The following is a 22,979-nucleotide window of genomic DNA, read 5'->3' as shown; positions in this document are numbered from 1 at the left end:
GATGTGGCACAGATGGATTATCGCGATTACGTAAGACCTAAATACGTTGAGTTGATGCAGGCCCTTGGTCTGGAGAAAGAATTCCACCGAGCCCGCGGCAGCAAGCTGTACTACCGCGACGCGCAGGGTGCCGAGGTGGCCGTGACCGACTTTTTGGGTGGCTATGGGGCGGCCTTATTCGGTCACAACGATCCACAGTTCGTTGATGCGGTCTGCGATATGTTGCGCGCTGATGTGCCGTTTAATGCGCAGATGTCGGTGCGCAGCGCCGCCGGTGAACTGGCGCATCAATTGAGCGATGCGCTGAATGGCGAGCTGAACAACAGCGAGCGCTATATCTCGACCTTCTCCAACAGTGGTGCCGAGTCGGTGGAAATCGCCGTCAAGCACGCTGAGTACCGTCGACAGAAGAACCTGCAGCAGCAATTCGACGAGGTGGATTTTGCCCTAGCGCAGCTGCTGGCAAGCGACAAAGCCTATGCTGAGCTGGACCTCGATGAGCTGGATTTGCCATCAGGGTTGCTCCCAAGCAATCAGTCCTATGGCACGTTACGCCAGCTGGTAGAAGCGCTGCGTCAACACAACTTGGAGCTGTTGCACAGCGAACCGGTGTTTATCGCCATGCGCCGCAGTTTCCACGGCAAGCTGGTCAATTCCGTACAGCTGACCCATGGCCGGCAGTATCGCCAACCCTTCGCGCGCTTCGGTTTACAGGTGGAGTTTCTCGATCCGCAGCAGCCGGAGCAGCTGCAAGAGATGAAGGTGCGTTACCGCCGCGATTGGCTGAGCCTGGAGTGGCAGGGCGAGGGCGTTCAGCTGCGTCGTCAACCATTCAGCGCCATCACCGGTTTTCTGCTTGAGCCGATTCAGGGCGAGGGCGGTATCAATGAGTTTCCCGCCGAGTTTTATCTGGCGGTACGGCGTTTCTGCAACGAGCAGCAGTGCCCGTTGATCATCGACGAGGTGCAGTCGGGTTTCGGCCGCGCCGGCACCCTGTTGGCTAGCAGTCAGTTCAAGCTGCAGGGCGATTATTACTGCCTGTCCAAGGCATTGGGCGGCAGCCTGACCAAGATTGCTGCGACCCTGATCCGCGCTAGCCATTACGACCCCGATTTCAGCTATATCCACAGTTCCACCTTCGCCGAGGACGATGTGTCTTGCCGAGTCGCGTCTTTGGCGCTGCAGCGCTTGCTGGCTGAAGACGGCGCAATGCTCAAGGACGTGCAGAAAAAAGGTGAGTACCTAAAAGCCTCGCTGGTCGAGTTGCAGCAGGCCTACCCGGACGTGGTCGCCGATGTGCGCGGCCGTGGTTTACTGCTTGGTTTCGAGCTGCACGACGTTACCGGTAGCAGTTCCTTGGTGCAGGCATCGGCGCAGTACAACGACGCGCTGGGCTACATCATCGCGGGGTATTTGCTGCAGCACGAGCAGCTGCGGGTTGCACCGTCTGGCAGCAATGCCAATGTGATCCGCCTGGAGCCGCCTGCGTGCATCACCTTCGCCGAAATTGACGGCCTGATAGCGTCCCTGCAGAAGGTCTGCGAAATGCTCCGCCGCCGTGATGCTTTCCCGTTGGTGGCTGGTGTGTGCGCCGACCTGATTCCCGAGGTGGGTGAGCGTGAGGGGAACTTCCAGGAACAAGTCAGTGCGCCAAAGCCTGACTCGGCCGTGCCGGTGGTGGCGCGGGTGGCCTTTATCAACCACCTGATTGATGCCGACATGTTTAGCGATGTCGATCCATCTTTGGCCGCTCTTAGCGCGGAACAGAAGCGAGTGTTTATCCAACGCATGGCTCCCGAACGACGCTCGGCGCCTATAGGCCCGGTGCTGATCCGTTCACGTCTGGGCACAGCGGTGGAGTTCACTTTGTATCCGCTGTGCATGGACTCCAACGCCATGGCCGAGTACATCGCCAGCGGCGATCTGGCCACCATCCGTGAGGAAATCACCAACCGTATCCGCGATGCGCGGGCTGATGGCTATAGCGTTGCTGGCCTGGGCATGTACACCTCAATCGTCACCAACAACTGCCAGGCACTGGCGGTGCCGGATATGGCGCTGACCTCCGGCAATGCCCTGACCATCGGCATGGGTCTGGAAGCCATTGAGCAGGGCTGCGTCAAGCAGGGGCTCGATATGGCCGAGGAAACCGCGGCGGTGGTCGGCGCGGCCGGCAATATTGCCTCCACTTACGCTTCGCTGCTCTCGGAGAAGGTTGATCATCTGATCCTGATCGGCAGCGGTCGCGACGGCTCGACCCGGCGTCTGGAGAAAACCGCTCAGTTGATCTACGCGGATGCCGCCAAGGCCATTCGCAATGACAACTTTGCTCAGGATCGCCTGGCGACACGCTTGCAGCAGCTGCCGGGGGTTAGCGAGCTGATCGCGCAACACGGCGATAGCAACGATCTGGGCCAGCGTTTGTTCCGCCATGTTGGCGAGCAGGCCGGGGAAAACGCCTTTATCACCGTCAGCAATGATCTGCAGGTGCTTAAGCGGGCACGCATCGTGCTCTGCGCGGCCAATGCGCCGGAGGCATTCTTGGGCGCCGACCATTTCGCCGAGAACGCGGTGATCTGCGATATCGCTGTACCGCTGAACGTTGACCAAGCGCTGCCTGAGCAGCGCGCCGATGTGCTCTATATGCATGGCGGCATTGTGCAGACCCCGCTGGGCGATGGTCTGGCGCCGAATGTGCGGGCTTACCTGAAGCAAGATCAGCTGTATGCCTGCATGGCCGAGTCGGTGCTGATGGGGCTATCGGGAATGAAGCAGCACTACTCCTACGGCGACATCAGTCGTGAGCAGGTTCAGCAGATTCGCGCCATCGCCGCGACACACGGCTTCGGCCTGGCCCAGTTCAAAACCGCGAATTCGCTCTAAGGAGACCCGCATGCACGACAAAGTAGCAGTGGTCACAGGCGGCAGCCGTGGGATTGGCAAGGCCATTGTCAAGACATTGGCCGGAGCGGGTTATGCCGTGGCTTTCAACTATGTGCGTGATGAGGCCGCAGCCGCGGCCTTGCGCGAAGAAATCGAGCAGCAGGGTGGCCAGTGCCTGGCCCTGCATTGCGATATCAGTGCACCGCAGAGCATCGCGGCCTTTTTCGAACAGATCGAGGGGGCGTTCGGCCGTATCGATCTGTTGGTCAATAACGCAGGGGTAACCCGTGATGGTCTGCTGGCCACTCTGTCGCTGGAGGACATCACTCAGGTCATCCAGACCAATTTGATCGGCACCTTGCTCTGCTGTCAGCAGGTGGTGCCTTGCATGATGCGCCAGCGCAGCGGTTGCATCGTCAATATCAGCTCGGTTGCGGCGCAAAAACCGGGCAAGGGGCAGAGCAACTACGCGGCGGCCAAAGGCGGAGTCGAAGCGCTCACCCGTGCGCTGGCCGTCGAGCTGGCGCCGCGCAATATCCGGGTCAACGCGGTGGCGCCCGGCATCGTCAACACCGAGATGAGCAAGGCACTGATCGGCAGCTTGGAGCAGGACATTCAATCTCGCCTGCTGATTAAGCGCTATGCCGAGCCCGAAGAAATAGCTGAGGCGGTGTTGTTTATTGCCGAGCGTGCCCACTACCTGACCGGTGAAGTGTTGCCGGTCAACGGCGGATTGAAAATGCCATGAGCCAGCCACGTACCATTCTTATTACCGGTGCCGCCAAAGGCATTGGTCGCGCCGTGGCCGAGAGTTTCGCCGGTGACGCCGGCAATCGCCTGGTGTTGTTGGACCTCGACCTGGCCGAGTTGCAGCGTTGGGTGGCGGACCATCAGGCCAAGGCCAGTATCGAAACCCATGGCGCCGACATTTCCGATTTACCGGGAATGCGCAGCCTGTTCAACGACCTGGCTAAGCAGCATGGCTATATCGATGTGCTGGTTAATAGCGCGGGTATCTGCAACGAGAACGAGCCGGAAGACTTGGACAACTGGCACAAGGTGATAGGGGTCAACCTGCATGGCACCTTCTATGTCACCTCTTTGTGTCTGCCGCTATTGCCGAAGCAGGGGCGGATTATCAATATTGCCTCGATCCTTGGTCGGGCTGGCAAGGTGCGCAACACGGCGTATTGCGCCTCTAAGCACGCCATGGTGGGCATGACCAAAGCCTTGGCCCTGGATCTGGCGCCCCGTCAGATTACGGTCAACGCAATACTGCCGGCTTGGGTTGATACCCCTATGTTGCAGCATGAACTGGCCGTGCAGGCCGGTATTGCCGGTATCAGTCAGGAGCAAATCCTGCGCAACGCCAAACGCAAATTACCCCTGCGCCGTTTTATCGAGAGCGAAGAGGTGGCTGCGTTGGTGCGTTACCTAGCCAGCCCGGAAGCGGGCGCTATCACTGCTCAGAGTCTGGTGGTCGATGGCGGTGTCGGGTTGGGGATGTAGGTATGTCGAATCGATTCCTTAAACCTGGCCTGTGCGCTGGCTTGGCCTTGTTGACGGTGGATGCGGCTCACGCCGACCTCACGCCTGCCTATTGGGATGCAGAGGTCGGCGTGGCCAGCGCCGTACGCCTACATGGCGACGACCGTGTTACGCAGAAGGCGTTGTACTTCAAGGCCAATCTGGAGGACAGCTGGGACAGCGGTTACTACAAGGCCAGAGGTCGGGTGCGCTATGACGCTCGTTATGAAGGTAATCAGCCTTATAGCGATGAGGCTCGCGATGATTACCGTACTAGCGCTGATTGGCGGCACCTGTACTGGGGGCACTACCTAGGTGATGGCGAGTTGACTGTCGGTTGGCAGCAGGTGGTTTGGGGACGTGCCGATGAGCTGCGGGTACTGGATCAAGTCAACCCGCTGGACTACCGCGAGGGTGTGACTGCACTGCTTGAGGACAGTCGTATCGCGTTGCCCATGGTGCGCTTTACCCGCCCGCTCGGTGAGTGGGAGCTTGAAGGCCTGCTGATCACCGACTTCGAGGAGAACCGCGCGCCGGCACCCGGCAGCGAGTTCGACTCGGTGCTCTTTGGCAAGCCAGATCCGAGTTACTTCGTGATTGATTCGACTCCTGATTATGCCGGAGATGACGGCTTTTCCTATGGTTTGAGCGCCAATGGCCGCATGGGTGAAGTGGACGTCAGTGTGGTCGCCCTAAATGCGCGACAGCAGGACCCGGTGTATGCCGTCGAAGGCCTAGCCGACGATGGTCGGTTACGCCTTGAACGCCAGCACCCGCGCTACACGATGGGCGGCGCCGGCCTTGCGGTGGACGCCGGTTACAGCATCGTGGTGCGTAGCGAACTGGCTTATTTCGATGATTGGCGGGTGACCAACCCGACCCGCAGTCAGGGCGCCGATAAGACGCGCATGGTCAAGGCGCTGCTGGGCGTCGACTACCTGCTTCGCGACTGGATGCTTTCGTTGCAGTGGCAAGAGCAGCAGGTGCTCGACTGGCAGGCCGGCATGCTGCAAGACCGGCGTGACCATCTGTTTACCGTTTCTGCCGAGGGCACGCACTTCCAGGATCAACTGAAGAGCCGTCTGGTTATGGCGTTTACCCCGCCATTGCGTGACGACGTTCTGTTGCAAGGCATTTTCACTTACAAACCAGTCGATTGGCTGAAGTTAGGCCTAGAAGTAGACCTGTTTTTTGGCAAGTCCGACCGCTCGTTCGGTGCCTATGACCAGCGCGATCAACTGCGTCTTTCCGCCGGATATTTGTTTTGAACCTAAGAGCCGGCCGCGATCCGTACCGCTCTTCATCCACCCGTGCATCACGCACAAGGAGATTGATATGTTGAGGATGTTTAAAGGCCTGACAGCCGCCGTGGTGATTCTGGCAGGAGGCGCGGCCAGTGCCGCCGAAAGCCTGAATGCTGACGAGATCATTCGCATGACTAGGGACCGTAATGACGGCCACAGTTTTCTGTCCGAAGTGTCGCTAATTCTGCATGACAAAAAGGGCAATACGCGGGTCAGGGATTTCACCTATCTGCAGAAGGATTATGCCGATAGCGACAAATTCAGCATGTTCTTTACCACTCCCAACGACGTGCGCGGCGTGGCGTTTCACATCGAAAACCCCCATGAAGCGCAAGGCAGCGAAGACAGTCAATGGATGTATCTGCCGGTAAGCCGTCAGACCCGGCGAATTTCTACCACCGACAAACGTGGTTCTTTTATGGGCAGCGACTACTCCTACGCTGACCTGGACAAGATCCGGGTAAATGACTATCAGCAGACTCTGCTGGGTGAAGAGCAGGTGCTCGGCCGCGACTGCTATGTGCTGGAGCGCGTGCCAGCCTCACCAGAGGTACTGACCAAGACCGGTTACAACAAACTCAAAATCTGGATCGATAAGCAGAATTTCCTAGTGATGCGTCAGGATTTCTTCGACGTGAAGGGGGTGAATATCAAGCAGATGCGCACCAAGCAAGTCGCCACCGTGGACAAGATCGACAGCATCATGCTCAGCGAAACCGAGCACTTTATCGATGGCACTCGTTCGGAAATGCGCTTTAAACAGCTGCAGTACAACCTGGAACTGGACGACCGACTGTTCACCCAGACGGCTATCCGACGCGGCCTGAAATCCGGCGATGTACCCAAATTCGCTGTTTCCTCCCTATAAGTTCCGGTAAAGGCGACCATGGAAAGATATCTGGCTTTTATCGAACGCTACGCGCGTTCGATTATCGTGCTGCTGGTGGCGATCACCGCGTACTTCACCTATGCATTGGGTTCGTTGACTTCCGACACCAACCCCTACTTGCTTAAGGAAACCCACCCAGCGCGCAAGACCATCATCGATTTGCAAGGTGAGTTCACCGGCACATTCGACTCGGTGATGGTGGCGCTGCATAACCCGCAAGGGGTGTTCAACCAAACATCGCTGAACGCGCTGTACACGCTGTCTCAGTCGGTGCGTCTGGTGGTGCTCAGCAATGAGGACGATGCCCTTGAATTGCAGCGAATCGTAGCTGAGCACGCTGAGGATGAGGTGGCCACTGAGTTACTCGCGACGATAATCCCCGAGGGGCTGTCGCAGAACGACTATCGGCCACTGCAGTCGTTGCAACAGCATGCCCGGGAGCAGAGCTGGGACTCGCAGCAGGTACAGTTCCTGTCCTTCTTGACTGAACGGGTTAATCCCATTCGGGAAATGGCCTCGATGGGGGATCTGGAAAATATCGTTCTCACTGATGAGGGCGAGCTGCTGATTCATAAAACCCTACGCGCCAAGGATATGGATCCGGCCGAGGTGGAAGCCGAGATCATGGGTAACGAGCTTATGCTCGATGGCGTGGTGTCGCGTGACAAGAACGTCGCCTTGTTGGTGGCGGAGCTAGGCACCAAGCAGGATGATGCGATTGCCCAGCTGCGCGCCTATCAGATTTTCCGCGACATGGTGGCCGCTTATCAGGCAGAGCATCCGGAGTTCACCGATGAGGTGTTTATCGCGGGCATGCCGATCTTTATCGGCGCGCAACAGGAGATCATTGATCACGACCTAGGGCTGCTGTTCCCAGTGGTGTTTCTGCTGATTATGGCGCTGCTACTAGTGTTCTTCCGCAAGCCGCTGGGCGTGATGCTGCCGCTGCTCAACATCCTCTTCTGCACCCTCTGGACCCTGGGGCTGATGGCGCTTCTGGAAGTGCCCATCGACCTGCTGACCAGCGTGTTACCGGTGTTTCTGTTCACCATCTGCTGTTCGGACGCGGTGCATATCATGTCTGAGTACTACGAGCAGACGCGCGCCGGGAAAAGTTCTCGCGAGGCCAATCGGGAGACCATGCGGCTGATGGTGATGCCGGTGGTGCTTACGACTGTGACCACCATTGCCACCTTCCTGCTTTCCACCGTTACCAACATTGTCAGTATTCGTAACTTCGGCATGTTTATGTCCATCGGTTTGGGCGTTGCATTGCTGATTTCCCTGTTGTTGATCCCCGCCTGGATCGCGCTGTTTGGTCGTGACGCCAAGCAGCAGGTCGGCACAGCGCACAAAGACGCGCTGATTTCTCGGTTGCTGGTTGGTTTGTGCGCCTGGTTGATTGCGCGGCGCAAGGCGGCTCTGCTGGTGTTGGTGCCGCTGATGTTAGTGATGACAGGGCTGACCTTCCTCGTGCAAATCGAGGACTCCGGTATTGCCTACTTCAAAGAAGACAACCCGTTCCGCATCTCCGATGAGTTCGTTAACGCTCATGTGGCGGGCACCGCGCCGGGCTGGATTGCCATCGATAGCAAGACCCCGCGTGGCGTGCTGGACACCGAGGTGGTGCAGTTTATCGATAAGCTCGATCGCTTCCTGAAGGAGCAACCGGATGTCAGCTATGGCTATTCGCTAGCGACCTATATCAAGCGCATGAACTTGGTGCTCAACGATATGGACCCGAGCTATTTGCGGGTCCCAAGGGCACAAGAGCAGGTCACGGTAAAGAATGAGGACGGTTCGGTAGAGAGTTTCGATGTCGAAGGCAATGCGCTGATCGAGCAACACGTCATGCTCTTCGAGAATGGCGGTGGTTCGGATTTGACCAACGTGCTCAACGCCGATTACTCGAAAGCGCTGGTGCTTTACACCATGACTTCGTCGGTGGCCAGCGACTATCAGAGCCTGCTCAATCGTCTGGATGCCTGGCTGGCGGTGAATAAACCCGCCAACTTGGAGATCACCCATGCTGGCACGCCGGTGATCTGGACTGGGGTTTTGCAGGAAATCACTCGGGGTCAGATACTCAGCTTCACCCTGGCCGTATTGGCAGTCACCCTGATGATGATGCTTTGGCTAAGGTCGTTGCGTTTGGGGCTGCTGGGCATGTTCACCCTGTTGACCACCTCGGTCAGCCTCTATGCCTGCATGTTCCTATTTGAGATCGAGCTGAATATAGGCACCGCTTTGGTCACTTTCCTGGTGGTAGGGGTGGTCGACTACGCGGTGCACTTGATCTCGCGGATCAAGTTGTTCGTGCAGCGCGGCATGCATATTGATGCGGCAATACTCGAGGCGATGCACAGCGTAGGGCGTTCTACCGTGATCAACGTGGTGATCTTCTCGGTCGGTTTCCTGGCGCTGCTGTTTTCCGACTACAAACCGATCATCGACCTAGGCGGTCTGGTGGCGTTAGCGCTGTTTATCAGCGGCGTGATGACCATCCTGGTGGTGACGCTGATCTCGCCGTGGTTCTTCGCCAAGGTGGTGCCGGTAACGCAAGAGAGCTATCCGAGTGCTGCTGAGCTGGCGGTTTAGGTCTACTCCAGTACTAAAGCCCACTGCAGATGCAGTGGGCTTTTTTAGCATCGTTAGCAGGTGGCCTAGCTCTGTAATTCTGGATGATTTTTTTTTGTTTGATCGCTGTTCTGAGCGAGATGGCATTCCTCTTTTGCACCGTTGAGGTTTTGTTCGAAGTCCGCCAGACCTTCGTAAAGTTGCTGCATTGCATCGATCTGGGTGAGCAGCTCATTTTTCTTTCTGGCGATTTCATGTTGCGCCAAGTCCCAAGGGAAATCCAAACCGTTGTAACCCTGCAGAATGTCTTGCAGTTCTTTCAGTTTGAAACCGAGTTGTTGGGCACACTTGATAAAACGCAGTACATCGACGCTTTCTTGCCGATAGACGCGATACTTACCTTCGCGTTGAGGCGGCGGGAGCAGGCCTATTTCTTCATAGTGACGAATGCTTTTGATCGTGGCCCCTGAGAGCTTGGCGGCTTGTCCTATATACATAAATTCCATCTTCCTTCAGGAGTTAATCAGGGCTAATACAGGGCTAGCGCTGTTTCGCAATAGTCGAGGTAGGGCCGTGTGTGCGCTGAGCCCTCCGCGATTACTTGGTTAATTCGATTGCAAAGGCTGTGCCTGAGGGGCGTTGGGGTGGCCAGTCTAGGCCAAGCAACGGCTTGTGCGGCACACTGGTAGTGTGCGCTAGATGATCAATGGGCTAGGTAGCCATTGTTTCAGCGCGGGCTGGACTTAGTTTGCAGCACTTACGTCGTGACAAGAGCCAATGGGGTGCCATCCTAGGCAACGGTCGCCCTGAGATAACCAATCCGCGTTCCGGGGCGCGAAAGGGCCTAGAACACGGGGTTGCCGCAGCGTTGCCGGACAAGGCTGCGCATAAGTGTCACTAAAAGTCGAAATCGTATTCGGACAATTGCCTGCTCAGACGGCGTTCGTCCAAGAGGTTATCGATGATGCGGCGCTTGGTCAGGTTGGTCTTGGCAACCTCTACCGGTGCTTCCGCATCATCGGCGTCTTCAGCCACAAAATCTTCGTCGAGCTCAAGTTCTTCTTTATCAGTGCTCATCAGTTCCGCTCCAGGCTACAAGGGCCATTTGCGCACCTTATAGCGGCAAAACCTGGGCGGGTAAAAAAGTTTTTTTCAATCGATTCATTGAGGGACTGAATAGCGGCTCAATCGTCGGAGGTTTTCTGTTTGTATTCACACAGGTCTTCGATGCGGCAGCTGCCACAACGCGGCTTGCGCGCCTGGCAGACGTAACGGCCATGCAGGATCAGCCAGTGGTGTGAATCGAGGAGAAATTGCTTGGGCACAAACTTCATCAGTTTGTTTTCTACTTCCACAACATTCTTGCCGGGCGCTATACCGGTGCGGTTGCTGACGCGAAAGATATGCGTGTCCACCGCCATGGCCAGCTGGCGAAATGCGGTGTTGAGCACCACGTTAGCGGTCTTGCGGCCCACCCCCGGCAAGGCTTCCAGCTCCTCGCGGGTTTCTGGCACTTGGCTGTTATGGCGCTCAATCAGCAAACGGCAGGTTTCAATCACGTTTTTGGCTTTGCTGTTGTACAGGCCGATGGTCTTGATGTATTCGCTCAGGCCGGCCACGCCTAGGGCATAGATGGCTTCTGGCGTGTTGGCCACGGGGTAGAGTTTGGCAGTGGCTTTGTTGACGCTGACGTCAGTGGCTTGAGCCGAGAGCGTCACCGCAATCAGCAACTCGAAGGGGGTACTGTAAGCCAGTTCGGTTTTCGGCTCGGGGTTGTCTTCATGCAGGCGGCGGAAGATTTCCAGACGCTTGGCAGCGTTCACTCGATCACTCCGGTCACGCGCACGCGGCGGCTCTGTGCAGGTGTAGCCACGTGCTGGGCCTTGGCCCGTTCAGCCAACACCTCGTCCACGCGGTTTTTGCAGGCAATCAACAAGCCCAACACGATAAACGCGCCTGGCGGCAGGATGGCCAGCAGAAAGCCTTTGTATTCGGGGATCAGCGTGAGCTGCCAGTTGGCGGCGATGGGGCCGAACAGCAGATGCATATTGGCAAACACCGCACCGGTGCCGAGCAGCTCGCGCAACGCGCCGATCATCACCAGCACGGCACCAAAGCCCAAGCCCATCATCAAGCCGTCGTAGGCTGCGCGCGCCGGATCGGTTTTCGCCGCGAAGCCATCGGCGCGGCCGAGGATCACGCAGTTGGTGGTAATCAGTGGGATAAAAATCCCGAGTATCTGGTACAGCTCGTAGGTGAAGGCCTGCATCAGCAGCTCGATGCAGGTGGTCAGTGCGGCAATGATCATCACAAAGGCCGGTAAGCGCACAGCGGTGTTGACCACGCCGCGCACCAAGGAAACCGCAGCGCCGGAGCAGATCAATACCACGGCGCTGGCCAGTGACAAACCCAGCGCATTGACCGCCGAGTTGCTCACCCCCAGCAGTGGGCAGAGGCCGAGCAATTGCACCAGGGCCGGGTTGTTTTTCCACAGCCCGTTGACTGTGATTTCGCGGTAGCTGGGACTAGCCATTGGACTTCACCTGGGCTGCGAACAGCTGTTGCTTGTGGGCGTCGAAATACTGCAGGGCTTTGTGTACCGCCTTGACCACTGCGCGCGGGGTGATGGTCGCGCCGGCAAACTGGTCGAACTCACCGCGATCCTTCTTCACCGCCCAGCCGTCGCCGCTGGGCGCAGCCAGCGATTTACCTTCGAAGCTGCGAATCCAGGCGCTCTTGGCCAGTTCGATCTTGTCGCCCAGGCCGGGAGTTTCTCGATGGTTAAGCACGCGTACGCCGGCCAGACGGCCATCGGCTTGAATGCCGATCAGCAACTGGATCGCACCGCTGTAACCGTCTGGCGCAGTGGCGCGCAGAATAATGGCGCTGGGCTTGCCGTCTTTCAGGGCGATATAGGCGGCTTGTGGCGATTTGCTGCCCAGCAGCGGGTCGTGCAACTCGATGCTGTTATCCAGCAAATGATTGTCGTAGCTGCCCCGTGGCAGGATTTCGCTGAGGGCGCGCACTTGAGCGTCACGCTCGGCGGTGGCAATACGTTCGGCGGTGACGTGATGCAGGGTGGCCACCAAACCTACGGTAGCAATGGCGAACAGGCCCAGTACCAGGCTGTTCTTCAGCATCGAGCGGCTAATTTCAGGCAGGGCCACGGTCACTCTCCCAACTTGAAGCCGCGAGTCGGCTTACGGTGGCCGTAAGTCCGCGGGCGCGTGTAGTAGTCGATGGTGGGGGCGGCGAGGTTCATCAGCAGCACGGCGAAGGCAACCGCATCTGGGTAGCCGCCCCAGGCGCGAATTACATAGACGAGCACACCGACGCCGATTCCGAAAATAAGGCGGCCAAGGTTGCTGGTGGCACCGCTAACGGGGTCGGTGACGATAAAAAAGGCCCCCAGCATGGTTGCACCGGTGAGCAGGTGAAACAGTGGCGAACCGTGCGAATCCGAGCCCGAGCCATTCCAGAACACCAGGCTCATCACCGCCAGGGCGGCGAGCATGCCGACGGGGGCATGCCAGGTGAATAAGCGTTTATGCAGCAGGTACAGACCGCCGGCAAGGAAGGCCAGGTTGACCGCTTCACTGCCTGCGCCGCCAAAACGGCCGAATGCCGGGCTCTGCGCCCATAGCTCGTCGATGGTCAGGCTTTTGTTGATCTTCAATGCGTCCAATGCAGTGGCCTGGGCCCAGCCGTCCGGCAGATGGGCGATGCCGAGAATCTGCTGTAAGCCTTCGAGCATTCCCACGCTGTGTGACGCTGGCCAGGAGGTCATCTCCACTGGGAAGGACACCAGTACCACTACATAGCCGAGCATGGCCGGGTTGAAAGGGTTCTGGCCAAGACCACCATACAATTGCTTGCCCAATATCACGGCAAAACCAGTGGCCACCAGGGTTAGCCACCACGGTGAGTAAGGCGGCAACGCCAGGGCCAGCAGCACGGCGGTGACCAGTACGCTGTAATCCTTGAGGAAGAAAACCACTGGGCGTTTGCGCAGCGCCAGGATGGCGGCCTCGAAACCCAGGGCGCATGCGCTGGCCCACAGCAGGTTGATCAAAGTGCCGATACCAAACAGCCAGGTCATGGCCAAAATGCCCGGTACAGCCGCCAGCAGCACGTGCAGCATCACTTGCTGAGTGCGGTTGTTGCCCTTGGCATGGGGCGAGGTGATGCGGGGCAGGACCATTGACGCTCCGGTTGAACAGTCTGTTGTAGGGCAGGTTAGGCGCTGTGCGACTTAACCCGCCGGCTGGTCGTTAAAACCAGTGGTTATGGCAGCCACGCTGCCTTCGCTGGGTTACGCCTGCGGCTAACCCAGCCTACGAATCTATGCGCTCTGGTGCTCCGCCAGTTGCTGTTCGGCATCGGCCAAGCGTTGGCGGGCCGCTGTCAGTGCATCCGCTGCGCTGCTGTCGTCACGCTCCAGCTTGCGCAGGTCGGCGCGGGCGAAGGCGACTTCGGTTTTCAGTGCGCGGGTGGCCTCGTCAATCGGCTTTTTGTCTGTGCGTACCAGTTCCGACGCAGGCTTGTTGGACGCAGCCTCGGCGTCATGCAGGGCTTGCTCGGCCTGGGCCAATGCTGCGCGCAACGCGTTGAGTGTCGCCTCGTCGCTTTCGGCTTTTTCGGCTTTCTTCAGTTCTGCACGTTTCATGGCCAATTCGATTTTGGCTTTTTTCAGCGGATCGACGGCGCTGGCTTCTGTGGGTTTAGCGGGGGCGAATGGGGCTTCGGCTTGCAAACTGGCGAGCAGCTTTTCTGCGGCTTCTAGCTGAGTGCGCAGTTGCTGCAGCTCGGCCTGCTGCTCGCTGGTGGGTTCTTCAAACTTTTCCAGCTTGCGCAGTTGCGCACGGAGCATGGCGGCGTCGATTTTGGTTTTCTTCAATGCGCCATCGTCCGCAGCGGGTGCGGCGGCAGCCACCGGTGTTGGCGGGTTGGCGGCCATGGCGGCGTCCAGTGCTTGCTGCGCGGTTACTGCGGCGCTGCGCAACTCGTCAACCTGGGCTTGCAGCTCAGGCGTGGCATGCGCGGCCAGCTGCTTTTCGGCTTTTCTCAGGGCGACTTGGGCCATGCTGGCTTCGATCTTGAGCTTCTTCTGCTCATCAGTTGGGCCTGCAGGTTTCGCGGCGGCTGCCGCGTCGCCGGACTCAGCGGCTGCAGCCTGGGCGGCCTTGGCTGCGGCGGCTTTGGCGGCGCGAACCTGGCGATCGGCTTCCTTCTGCTCTTCGGCGCGGCGCAGGCGCTCCTGACGCAGTTCGAAACGCTGCTTGGATTGTTCGGCCTTAAGCTGTTTCTGCTCCAGGTCGCGAATCTCGCCCTTGGCCGCGCGGTAGTACTGCACCAGTGGAATGCTGGAAGGGCAGACATAAGCGCAGGCGCCGCATTCAATGCAGTCAAACAGATTGTGCGCTTTAAGCTGCTCGTGCTCCTGGCCGATGGCGAAGAAGTGCAGCTGCTGCGGCAACAGGCTGGCAGGGCAGGCTTCGGCGCACTCACCGCAACGAATGCACGGCATGGCAGGCGGCGGCGCGGGTAGTTCGGCGTCGGTAGCGGCCAATAGGCAGTTGGTGGTTTTGATCAGCGGCACGGCGAAATCGGGCAGGGTAAAGCCCATCATCGGGCCGCCCATGATCAGGCGGTTGAGTTTGCCTTGATCCAGGCCAGCAAACGCCAGTAGCTCGCTCACGGGTGTGCCCAGCAACACCTCGACGTTCATCGGCTGCGCCAGCGCTTCGCCGGTGAGGGTGGTGATGCGCGAGATCAGCGGCTTACCGTGGACCACGGCGTCGTGAATCGCCACGCAGGTACCGACGTTCTGGCAGAGCATGCCGATATCAGCCGGTAAGCCGCCGGAGGGTACTTCCACGCCGGTGAGAATCTGGATCAGCTGTTTCTCGCCGCCTGAGGGGTATTTGGTCGGGAACACTTTGAGCTGATAGCGGTGCCCATCGAGTGCGGCGCGCACGGCAGCGACGGCTTCGGGTTTGTTGTCTTCGATGCCGATCAGCACGTCTTGTGGCTGAATCAGCTGCACCAGGATGTCGATACCCGAGATCAGCGCGCTCGCACGCTCGCGCATTAATACGTCATCGGCGGTGATATAGGGCTCGCACTCGGTGCCGTTGATGATCAGGGTGTGGATTTTTTGCGTCGGCCGCGCGTTGAGTTTGACCGCTGTGGGAAAGCCTGCCCCGCCCATACCGCTGATGCCGGCCTGGCGAATCAGCTCAGCCAGGAGACTGTTGTCGAGGTGCTGATAGTCCGGGCAAGGCGTGAGTGCGCACCACTCGTCTAAGCCGTCGCTGTCGATGACGATAGCGGGGGCGAGCATGCCGGATACATGGGGGTAAGGCTGTGGGCCGATAAAACTCACGGTACCGGAGGTCGGTGCGTGCAGCGGCACGCTGACAAAACCATTGGCCGCGGCGATCAATTGGCCTTTCAGTACGCGCTCACCCACGGTCACTACCGGCTCGGCCGGTGCGCCAATGTGTTGATTGAGCGGCAGGGTCAACTGTTTGGGCAGTAGTGCTGGCTGAATCGGCGTGCGGTTGGACAGCGCTTTGCATTCGGCGGGGTGAATGCCGCCCGGGATGTTCCAGATTTTCAAAGCGTCAGCATGGTTCAGGTCGCTCATGCGGCTTGCCCCCGGTCGCTGGCAATCAGTTGGCCAGGTGCCAGGGGTTTTTCCCACTTCCAGCTTTGTACCGTACTACCGACCTCAAGCATGTCGATGCAGTCCACTGGGCAGGGCTCTACGCACAGGTCGCAGCCGGTGCATTCGCTGACGATTACCGTGTGCATCTGCTTGGCCGCGCCGACGATGGCGTCCACTGGGCAGGCCTGGATGCATTTGGTGCAGCCGATGCATTCGGCTTCGCGAATGTAGGCAACCATCTGCGGCTTCTCGCCTTCCACAGCGTCCAGCGGTTCGGCTTCTACATCGAGCAAATCAGCCAGCGCTTGAATGGTCGACTCACCGCCAGGCGGGCACTTGTTGATCTTGTCGCCGCCGGCAATCGCTTCGGCGTAGGGCTTGCAGCCGGGGTAGCCGCATTGGCCGCATTGGGTTTGCGGCAGCAGGGCGTTGATCTGTTCGGCAATCGGGTTGCCTTCGACCTTGAAACGTATGGCCGCGAAACCGAGGATGGCGCCGGCTACCAGGCACAGGGCGAGCAGCGCGAGAACAGCGATCAGCACCAGGCTCATAGCTTGATCAGCCCGCTAAAGCCCATAAACGCCAGGGACATCAGCCCGGCGGTGATCATGCCGATGGCAGCACCCTGGAAGGACTTGGGTACGTCAGCGATGGCAATGCGTTCACGCATGGCGGCGAACAGCACCAGTACTAGCGAGAAACCCAGGCCGGCGGCAAAGCCGGTGGCGGTGGCGGTAATAAAAGTGAACTCGGCCTTGTTGGCGTTAAGCAGGGCCACACCAAGCACGATGCAGTTGGTGGTAATCAGCGGCAGGAAGATACCCAGTACGCGATAGAGCAGCGGGCTGGTCTTGTTGACCACCATTTCGGTGAACTGCACCACCACGGCAATCACCAGAATAAAGCTGATGGTGCGCAGGTATTCGATATCCAGCGGCTTGAGCACGTACTGCTGCACCAGGTAGCTGCACATGGCGGCCAGGGTCAGCACGAAGGTGGTGGCCAGCGACAGGCCAATGGCCGTTTCGATTTTCTTCGAAACGCCCATAAACGGGCATAGGCCAAGAAACTGGACCAACACGAAGTTGTTAACCAGGATGGCGCTGACCATGATCAAGGCGAGTTCGGTCATTGCAGGTTCCGTTAATGGACGGGCAAAGGCCGCAGGAAAAGGGTGCTTATTATCGGTAAGCCGATGCGGCCATACAAGCCGGATCAGCGTTCCTGAGGTGTTGGCATAAGGCTAGCGCAGCCAGAGCGCCTGGCTGCGCTGATCCTTCGTAGCGGTTTACTTAACCCGCTGGCCCGGTTTGGCACCACTGTCGGGGCTAAGCAGGTAGATTTCTTCGCCGCCAGGGCCTGCCGCCAACACCATGCCCTCGCTGATGCCGAACTTCATCTTGCGCGCCGCCAGGTTGGCCACGTACAGGGTCAGGCGGCCTTCCAGCTTGCTTGGGTCCGGGTAGGCGCTCTTGATGCCGCTGAACACGTTGCGCTTGGCGTCGCCGATATCCAGGGTCAGGCGCAGCAGTTTGTCGGCCCCTTCAACGAATTCGCATTTCTCGATCAGGGCGATGCGCAGGTCAACCGCTGCAAAGGCGTCGAAAGCGATCTCGCTGGCCAGTGGATCTTTAACCAGCTCGCCATTGCCTTGAGCGGCAGGTGCCGCTTCGCTGGCCGCTAGGTCTTCTTTGGACGCTTCGATCATGGCCTCGATTTTCGCTGGTTCGATACGGGTGAGCAGGGCGTTGAACGGGTTGAGCTGATGGTCGGCCAGCAGGTACTTATGATCGTCCCAGGTCAGGGGCGCGACATTGAGGAAGGCTTCGGCGTCTTTGGCCAGCTGCGGCAGGACAGGCTTCAAGAAAATCACCAGCTGGCGGAACAGGTTCACGCCCAGTGCGCAGATGGCCTGTACCTCAGCTTCTTTGCCTGGCTGCTTATTCAGCGACCACGGTGCTTTGTCAGCGATCCAGGCGTTGGCACGATCGGCCAGTGCCATGATTTCGCGCATGGCGCGGGCAAAGTCACGGCTCTCATAGGCTTCGGCGATAGCCGGTGTGGCCGCATCAAAGGCTTCGGTCAGCTCGGGTGCAATGTTGCCAGCCAGCAGCAGACCATTGTTGCCTTTGTGGATAAAGCCGGCGCAGCGGCTGGCGATATTGACCACCTTACCGACCAGGTCTGAGTTGACCTTCTGCACGAAGTCTTCCAGGTTCAGATCAAGGTCGTCCACGCCACGGCCCAGCTTGGCTGCGTAGTAATAGCGCAGGTATTCGGGGTTGAGGTGGTCCAGGTAGGTACGCGCCTTGATAAAGGTGCCGCGCGACTTGGACATCTTCTGGCCGTTAACCGTCAGGTAACCGTGCACGCACACTGCGGTTGGCTTGCGGTAGCCCGCGCCTTCGAGCATGGCGGGCCAGAACAGGGCGTGGAAATTGACGATGTCTTTACCAATAAAGTGGTACAGCTCGGCGCTCGACTCTTTGCCCCAGAACGCATCGAAATCCAGTTCGGGCGTACGCGCGCAGAGGTTTTTGAAGCTGGCCATGTAGCCGATCGGTGCATCCAGCCAAACGTAGAAGTATTTGCCTGGCTCGTCGGGTATTTCAAAACCGAAATAAGGCGCATCGCGGCTGATGTCCCATTCTTGCAGGCCGGAATCTAACCACTCGGCGATTTTGTTGGCGACCGCGTCTTGCAGTGCACCGCCACGCGTCCAGCTTTTCAGCATGGCGTCGAAGTCGGGCAGCTTAAAGAAGAAGTGCTTGGAATCACGCAGCTCAGGTACAGCACCGGAGATCGCCGAGCGTGGGTTCTTCAGCTCGGTGGGCTCGTAGGTAGCGCCGCACTTCTCACAGTTGTCGCCGTACTGGTCTTCGGCTGCGCATTTCGGGCAAGTGCCTTTGATGAAACGGTCAGCGAGGAACATGCCTTTTTCGGGATCGAAATATTGGGTCACCGAGCGGGTGGCGATATGCCCGGCATCACGCAGCTTCAGGTAGATGGCCGCAGACAGTTCGCGGTTTTCATCCGAATGGGTCGAATGATAGTTATCGAAGTTCACCCCGAAGTCGGCAAAGTCGGCGGTGTGTTCAGCCTGCACATTGGCAATCAGCTGTTCGGGGGTAATGCCTTCTTTTTCCGCGCGCAGCATGATCGCCGAGCCATGCGCATCGTCGGCGCAGACGTAGATGGCTTGGTTGCCACGCAGTTTCTGGAAGCGCACCCACATGTCGGTCTGGATGTATTCGAGCATATGGCCAAGGTGGATCGAACCATTGGCATAGGGCAGGGCGCTGGTAACAAGAATCTTGCGGGCTTCGCTCATGGGAATCGGCTGCACTGGTAACTCAGGGAAGCCGGCAACTATATAGCGCCAGCGGATATTTTTCATCCTTGCGCCAGTAACCCTTAGGCGGCTTTAAGTGCTGCGAAGGTCGATCAGGAGCCGTCGCGCTGATTCAACTGCCGCCCTGAGGTAACATGCTTGCCTGCTTTACTCAGCCTTTCGGAGCTTTCCATGAGTGTCGTTACCCGCGCAGCGGTCGAAGCCGCCTTGTCCCAATACACTGATCCGCATCTAAATCAGGACCCGGTCAGCGCCGGTTGCGTGCGTGAGGTGGATATTCAAGGTGGCCAGGTCACAGTGCGTTTGCAGCTGGGTTACGCCGCGGGGCTGTTTAAAACCGGTTGGGCGCAGATGCTGCAGATGGCGCTGGAGAACCTTGAGGGCGTTGAGCGTGCTCAGGTGCAGGTCGACTGTGTGATCGAGGCGCACAAGGCGCAGGAACAGATCCCGGCCTTGGCCAATGTGAAAAATGTGATTGCGGTGGCCTCGGGCAAGGGTGGTGTGGGTAAATCTACCACCGCGGCCAACCTGGCGCTGGCGCTGGCGCGCGAGGGGGCCAAGGTCGGCATTCTCGATGCTGATATCTACGGGCCGAGCCAGGGCATTATGTTTGGCATCCCTGATGGTACGCGGCCAGAGGTGAAGGATCAGAAGTGGTTTGTGCCGCTCAAGGCCCATGGTGTGGAAGTGATGTCCATGGCCTTTCTCACCGATGAGAATACGCCTGTGGTGTGGCGCGGGCCGATGGTTTCCGGTGCGCTGCTGCAGCTGATTACCCAGACCGCCTGGGATGACCTGGATTACCTGGTGGTGGACATGCCGCCGGGTACGGGTGATATCCAGCTGACGCTGGCGCAGAAGGTGCCAGTGGCCGGTGCGGTAATCGTTACCACGCCGCAGGATCTGGCTCTGTTGGATGCCAGAAAAGGCGTGGAGATGTTCCGCAAGGTCAATATCCCGGTGCTGGGGGTGGTGGAAAATATGGCTGTGCACATCTGCTCGAATTGCGGTCATGCCGAGCATCTGTTCGGCGAGGGCGGTGGCGAGAAACTGGCGGCGCAGTTTGGTGTTGATCTGCTGGCCTCATTGCCGCTGTCGATGGCCATTCGTATGCAGTCAGACGGCGGCAAGCCGACTACCATTGCTGATCCAGAAAGCCAGATTGCGATGATTTACCAAGAGACTGCACGCACTGTAGGCGCACGAATTGCTCAAGGTGCAGCTCATCAGGCCATGCCGAATATCGAAATCAGCGAAGACTGAATGACCAAGGGCGCATGTAAATGCGCCCTTGGTGTGCCAATAAAATCAGCGCCCACAAAAAAGCCCCGCACTTGGCGGGGCTTTTTATCAAGCGGGTTAGTGCAGGTTATACAACCTGAACTTCCTCAGCTTGCATGCCTTTCTGACCGCGGGTAGCGACGAAAGTCACTGCCTGGCCTTCTTTCAGGCTCTTGAAGCCATCGCTCTGGATAGCTTTGAAGTGTACGAACAGGTCGTCACCAGACTGAGGAGTGATAAAGCCGTAGCCTTTCTCATCGTTGAACCACTTAACGGTGCCATTTTGACGATTCGACATGTTATGTCTCCTAACAAATTTATTAACAGCCCTGGAAAAGCCCAGGCCGGGACTGAGTGCAACGAGTACTAGGAGTCGGACGATGTTTGGATCGAAATCTAGGCATCATGTAGCGATTCGCGGTGACACATGCAGACAGTGGGCGACACATTACTTGATTTTCGCGCTAAGCGCGAATGCTCTGTGCATCTTTATGTTATTTACCGACAGCTCGCAGGTTTGCCGGTTTGTGCCCGCTACGCGTGTAAGAGCCTTTGAACCCTGTGGCCTGCACCGGTAAGATGCGCTCACTTTTTCATCGTCTCGTCTACTCAGCAGGAAACCCGCCATGAGCATCAAATCGGATAAGTGGATTCGCCGCATGGCCCAAGAGCACGGCATGATCGAGCCTTTCGTTGAGCGCCAGGTGCGCACCGAAGGCGCAGAGCGACTGATCTCTTACGGTGTCTCCAGCTATGGCTACGACGTGCGCTGTGCTGATGAATTTAAGGTCTTCACCAATATCCACTCGGTCACCGTCGACCCGAAGAACTTCGATGAGAAGAGCTTTGTGGATGTCAAAGGCCCGGTCTGCATTATTCCGCCGAACTCCTTCGCCCTGGCGCGCACCGTGGAATTTTTCCGTATTCCTCGTGATGTGTTGACCATCTGTCTGGGTAAAAGCACCTACGCGCGCTGCGGCATCATCGTTAACGTCACCCCGCTGGAGCCTGAGTGGGAAGGTCATGTGACCCTGGAGTTTTCCAACACCACCACCTTGCCGGCGAAGATTTATGCCAATGAAGGCGTGGCGCAGATGTTGTTCCTGCAGTCTGATGAGGCCTGTGAAGTGTCCTACAAGGATCGCGGCGGCAAGTATCAGGGGCAGCTGGGTGTGACTCTGCCAAGGGCCTGATCACCGCCAGACCGAAAAAGCCGAGCTATGCTCGGCTTTTTCGTTTCTCACAATAGCGGCTCAGGCAGTTTGCATGGCCCCGCTTGTGTTGCCATGCGCGGCTGGCTCAAGGGGCTATTTGTCTGAGGTGACGATTAGGCGTCGAAACACCGGCCTGCGCAGCCACCTGGGGTGGCTGCGAAATAACAAATGCAGGTGTTTATTCGCCCGTCGGCGAGACGGGTACGGGATTGGATGTCGGCGTGTCGATCCATTGCCAGAACAACTTGTAGCCTACGGCCAGCAGCACCGGGCCGATGAACAGGCCGATGATGCCGCCACTGACCATGCCGCCCAGCGCGCCTATCAGTACCACTGGCATCGGCACATCCACGCCGCGGCCAAGCAGCATGGGCTTGAGTACGTTATCAGCTAGGCCGGCGACGAAGGTGTAGAGGGCAAAGATGATACTGGCCATGGAGGCGCCTTCAGTGAAGAAAACAAAGGCGATGACCGGCAGGGTAATCAACGTAGCCGGCAGTTGCATGATCCCCAGGAGCAAGATTGCGATGGCTAGCAAGCCGGCTCCGGGAATCCCCATGACGACGAACCCAACACCGATCAGCAGCATCTGGATAAAAGCGATGCCGATCACGCCTTGGGCCACCGCGCGAATGGTGGCGGTGCACAGGTCAATCAGTTTATCGCTACGCTGCGGATCGAAAACCCGCGCCGCAATACGCTTGGCGCTGCGGTGCCCCGTCTCGCCGTAGGCCATGATGATGCCCGCCGTCATCAGTGCAGCAATGAACACCAGCATGCCAACGCCTATTCCAGCGATCTTACTCAGCAGCCCCAGGGTGACGTATTTGAGCTGTGGCGCCAGGTGCTGAAGAACGCCCGTCAGGTTGGTGGCAGCCTGCGCCCAAGCGTCATGCAGTGGCTGGCCAATCAATGGCCACTGAGAAACTGCGTCGGGTAATGGGGGGATGCGTACGGCGCCTGATTTCACGCTGGTTATGACAGTCTCCACCGATTCAGTCAGTGAGGTGCCCAGTAGATAAATGGGGATCATCAGGATGGCAATAGTCAAGACCACGATCAGCGTGGCGGCGCGGCTATCGCTGCGGCCCAGGTGTATTTTGAGCAGGTTGTGCAGCGGATAAAGGGTGACGGCGAGTATCAGCGACCAGATCATCAGGCTGAGGAACGGGCTGAACACTTCGAAACACGCCACGATCAACGCGGCGACCAGGCCCGCACGGATTAGGGTATCAAGCAGCGTGCGAGTGGATATCTGTTCCGCAGTGGGTGGCGGCGTCAT

General features: G+C 58.4%; 20 protein-coding genes. 8 read left to right on the top strand and 12 right to left on the bottom strand.

All coding sequences use genetic code 11. From position 1 onward, the window contains the following. Window positions 1-12 precede the first annotated feature (12 nt). From D8779_RS00350 to D8779_RS00325, 6 genes are all read left to right on the top strand, one after another. A complete protein-coding gene (locus tag D8779_RS00350) occupies window positions 13-2,883 on the top strand; it encodes an aminotransferase class III-fold pyridoxal phosphate-dependent enzyme (RefSeq protein WP_136662492.1) in 2,871 nt (956 codons plus the stop codon). Between the two features lie 10 nt (window positions 2,884-2,893). Continuing rightward, entirely contained in the window at window positions 2,894-3,631 is a 738-nt protein-coding gene (locus D8779_RS00345; RefSeq protein ID WP_136662491.1) for a 3-oxoacyl-ACP reductase family protein, read from the top strand. After that, window positions 3,628-4,392 carry an SDR family NAD(P)-dependent oxidoreductase gene (locus D8779_RS00340; protein ID WP_136662490.1) on the top strand — a complete coding sequence of 255 codons (765 nt, stop codon included), beginning with the start codon at window positions 3,628-3,630 and terminating at the stop codon, window positions 4,390-4,392. Before D8779_RS00345 ends, D8779_RS00340 begins: the two co-directional genes overlap by 4 nt. Window positions 4,393-4,394: 2 nt before the next feature. Beyond that, on the top strand, window positions 4,395-5,678 hold the full coding sequence (locus tag D8779_RS00335) for a DUF1302 family protein (RefSeq protein WP_136662489.1): 1,284 nt from the start codon (window positions 4,395-4,397) through the stop codon (window positions 5,676-5,678). Window positions 5,679-5,745: 67 nt separating this feature from the next. Then, window positions 5,746-6,582, top strand: a complete 837-nt coding sequence (locus tag D8779_RS00330; protein WP_136662488.1) for an outer membrane lipoprotein-sorting protein — start codon at window positions 5,746-5,748, stop codon at window positions 6,580-6,582. An 18-nt stretch (window positions 6,583-6,600) separates the two neighbouring features. Beyond that, on the top strand, window positions 6,601-9,201 hold the full coding sequence (locus D8779_RS00325) for an efflux RND transporter permease subunit (RefSeq protein WP_136662487.1): 2,601 nt from the start codon (window positions 6,601-6,603) through the stop codon (window positions 9,199-9,201). Window positions 9,202-9,266: 65 nt separating this feature from the next. Here the strand turns inward: D8779_RS00325 and D8779_RS00320 are convergent, their stop codons facing one another. The 10 genes from D8779_RS00320 to metG all read right to left on the bottom strand — a co-directional run bounded on the left by D8779_RS00320 (window position 9,267) and on the right by metG (window position 19,181). Further along, window positions 9,267-9,677 carry a MerR family transcriptional regulator gene (locus D8779_RS00320; protein WP_136662486.1) on the bottom strand — a complete coding sequence of 137 codons (411 nt, stop codon included), beginning with the start codon at window positions 9,675-9,677 and terminating at the stop codon, window positions 9,267-9,269. A 400-nt stretch (window positions 9,678-10,077) separates the two neighbouring features. Next, complete coding sequence (locus D8779_RS00315; protein WP_136662485.1) at window positions 10,078-10,257, bottom strand: PA3496 family putative envelope integrity protein; 180 nt, start codon at window positions 10,255-10,257, stop codon at window positions 10,078-10,080. Between the two features lie 107 nt (window positions 10,258-10,364). Further along, window positions 10,365-11,003 carry an endonuclease III gene (gene nth, locus D8779_RS00310; protein ID WP_136662484.1) on the bottom strand — a complete coding sequence of 213 codons (639 nt, stop codon included), beginning with the start codon at window positions 11,001-11,003 and terminating at the stop codon, window positions 10,365-10,367. Beyond that, the gene (locus tag D8779_RS00305; protein WP_136662483.1) at window positions 11,000-11,713 is read right to left on the bottom strand and encodes an electron transport complex subunit E; all 714 of its coding nucleotides are present in this window, start codon (window positions 11,711-11,713) and stop codon (window positions 11,000-11,002) included. Before D8779_RS00305 ends, nth begins: the two co-directional genes overlap by 4 nt. Beyond that, complete coding sequence (gene rsxG, locus D8779_RS00300) at window positions 11,706-12,320, bottom strand: electron transport complex subunit RsxG (RefSeq protein ID WP_205895797.1); 615 nt, start codon at window positions 12,318-12,320, stop codon at window positions 11,706-11,708. Before rsxG ends, D8779_RS00305 begins: the two co-directional genes overlap by 8 nt. Window positions 12,321-12,349: 29 nt before the next feature. Beyond that, window positions 12,350-13,381: an RnfABCDGE type electron transport complex subunit D gene (locus D8779_RS00295; RefSeq protein WP_136662481.1), complete on the bottom strand. Its 1,032-nt coding sequence runs from the start codon at window positions 13,379-13,381 to the stop codon at window positions 12,350-12,352. A 141-nt stretch (window positions 13,382-13,522) separates the two neighbouring features. Beyond that, entirely contained in the window at window positions 13,523-15,829 is a 2,307-nt protein-coding gene (rsxC, locus tag D8779_RS00290) for an electron transport complex subunit RsxC (protein ID WP_136662480.1), read from the bottom strand. After that, window positions 15,826-16,401, bottom strand: a complete 576-nt coding sequence (rsxB, locus tag D8779_RS00285; RefSeq protein ID WP_136662479.1) for an electron transport complex subunit RsxB — start codon at window positions 16,399-16,401, stop codon at window positions 15,826-15,828. Before rsxB ends, rsxC begins: the two co-directional genes overlap by 4 nt. After that, window positions 16,398-16,982: an electron transport complex subunit RsxA gene (gene rsxA, locus D8779_RS00280; RefSeq protein ID WP_136662478.1), complete on the bottom strand. Its 585-nt coding sequence runs from the start codon at window positions 16,980-16,982 to the stop codon at window positions 16,398-16,400. Before rsxA ends, rsxB begins: the two co-directional genes overlap by 4 nt. Before the next feature lie 156 nt (window positions 16,983-17,138). Beyond that, window positions 17,139-19,181 carry a methionine--tRNA ligase gene (metG, locus tag D8779_RS00275; RefSeq protein WP_136664390.1) on the bottom strand — a complete coding sequence of 681 codons (2,043 nt, stop codon included), beginning with the start codon at window positions 19,179-19,181 and terminating at the stop codon, window positions 17,139-17,141. 192 nt (window positions 19,182-19,373) lie between these two features. On the opposite strand from metG, the gene apbC reads away from it, so the two are divergent. Beyond that, complete coding sequence (gene apbC / locus D8779_RS00270; RefSeq protein ID WP_136662477.1) at window positions 19,374-20,465, top strand: iron-sulfur cluster carrier protein ApbC; 1,092 nt, start codon at window positions 19,374-19,376, stop codon at window positions 20,463-20,465. Between the two features lie 106 nt (window positions 20,466-20,571). Here the strand turns inward: apbC and D8779_RS00265 are convergent, their stop codons facing one another. Further along, on the bottom strand, window positions 20,572-20,781 hold the full coding sequence (locus D8779_RS00265; RefSeq protein WP_090242762.1) for a cold-shock protein: 210 nt from the start codon (window positions 20,779-20,781) through the stop codon (window positions 20,572-20,574). A 328-nt stretch (window positions 20,782-21,109) separates the two neighbouring features. On the opposite strand from D8779_RS00265, the gene dcd reads away from it, so the two are divergent. Next, window positions 21,110-21,676: a dCTP deaminase gene (gene dcd, locus D8779_RS00260; RefSeq protein WP_136662476.1), complete on the top strand. Its 567-nt coding sequence runs from the start codon at window positions 21,110-21,112 to the stop codon at window positions 21,674-21,676. 199 nt (window positions 21,677-21,875) lie between these two features. On the opposite strand, the gene D8779_RS00255 is transcribed toward dcd, so the two are convergent. Next, window positions 21,876-22,979 (bottom strand): AI-2E family transporter, encoded by a 1,104-nt coding sequence (locus D8779_RS00255; protein WP_136662475.1) that lies wholly within the window; start codon window positions 22,977-22,979, stop codon window positions 21,876-21,878.

Origin of the sequence: Pseudomonas leptonychotis (assembly GCF_004920405.1) — a bacterium.
GTDB classification, from domain to species: domain Bacteria; phylum Pseudomonadota; class Gammaproteobacteria; order Pseudomonadales; family Pseudomonadaceae; genus Aquipseudomonas; species Aquipseudomonas leptonychotis.
This window is presented reverse-complemented; position numbering and strand designations above follow the sequence as displayed.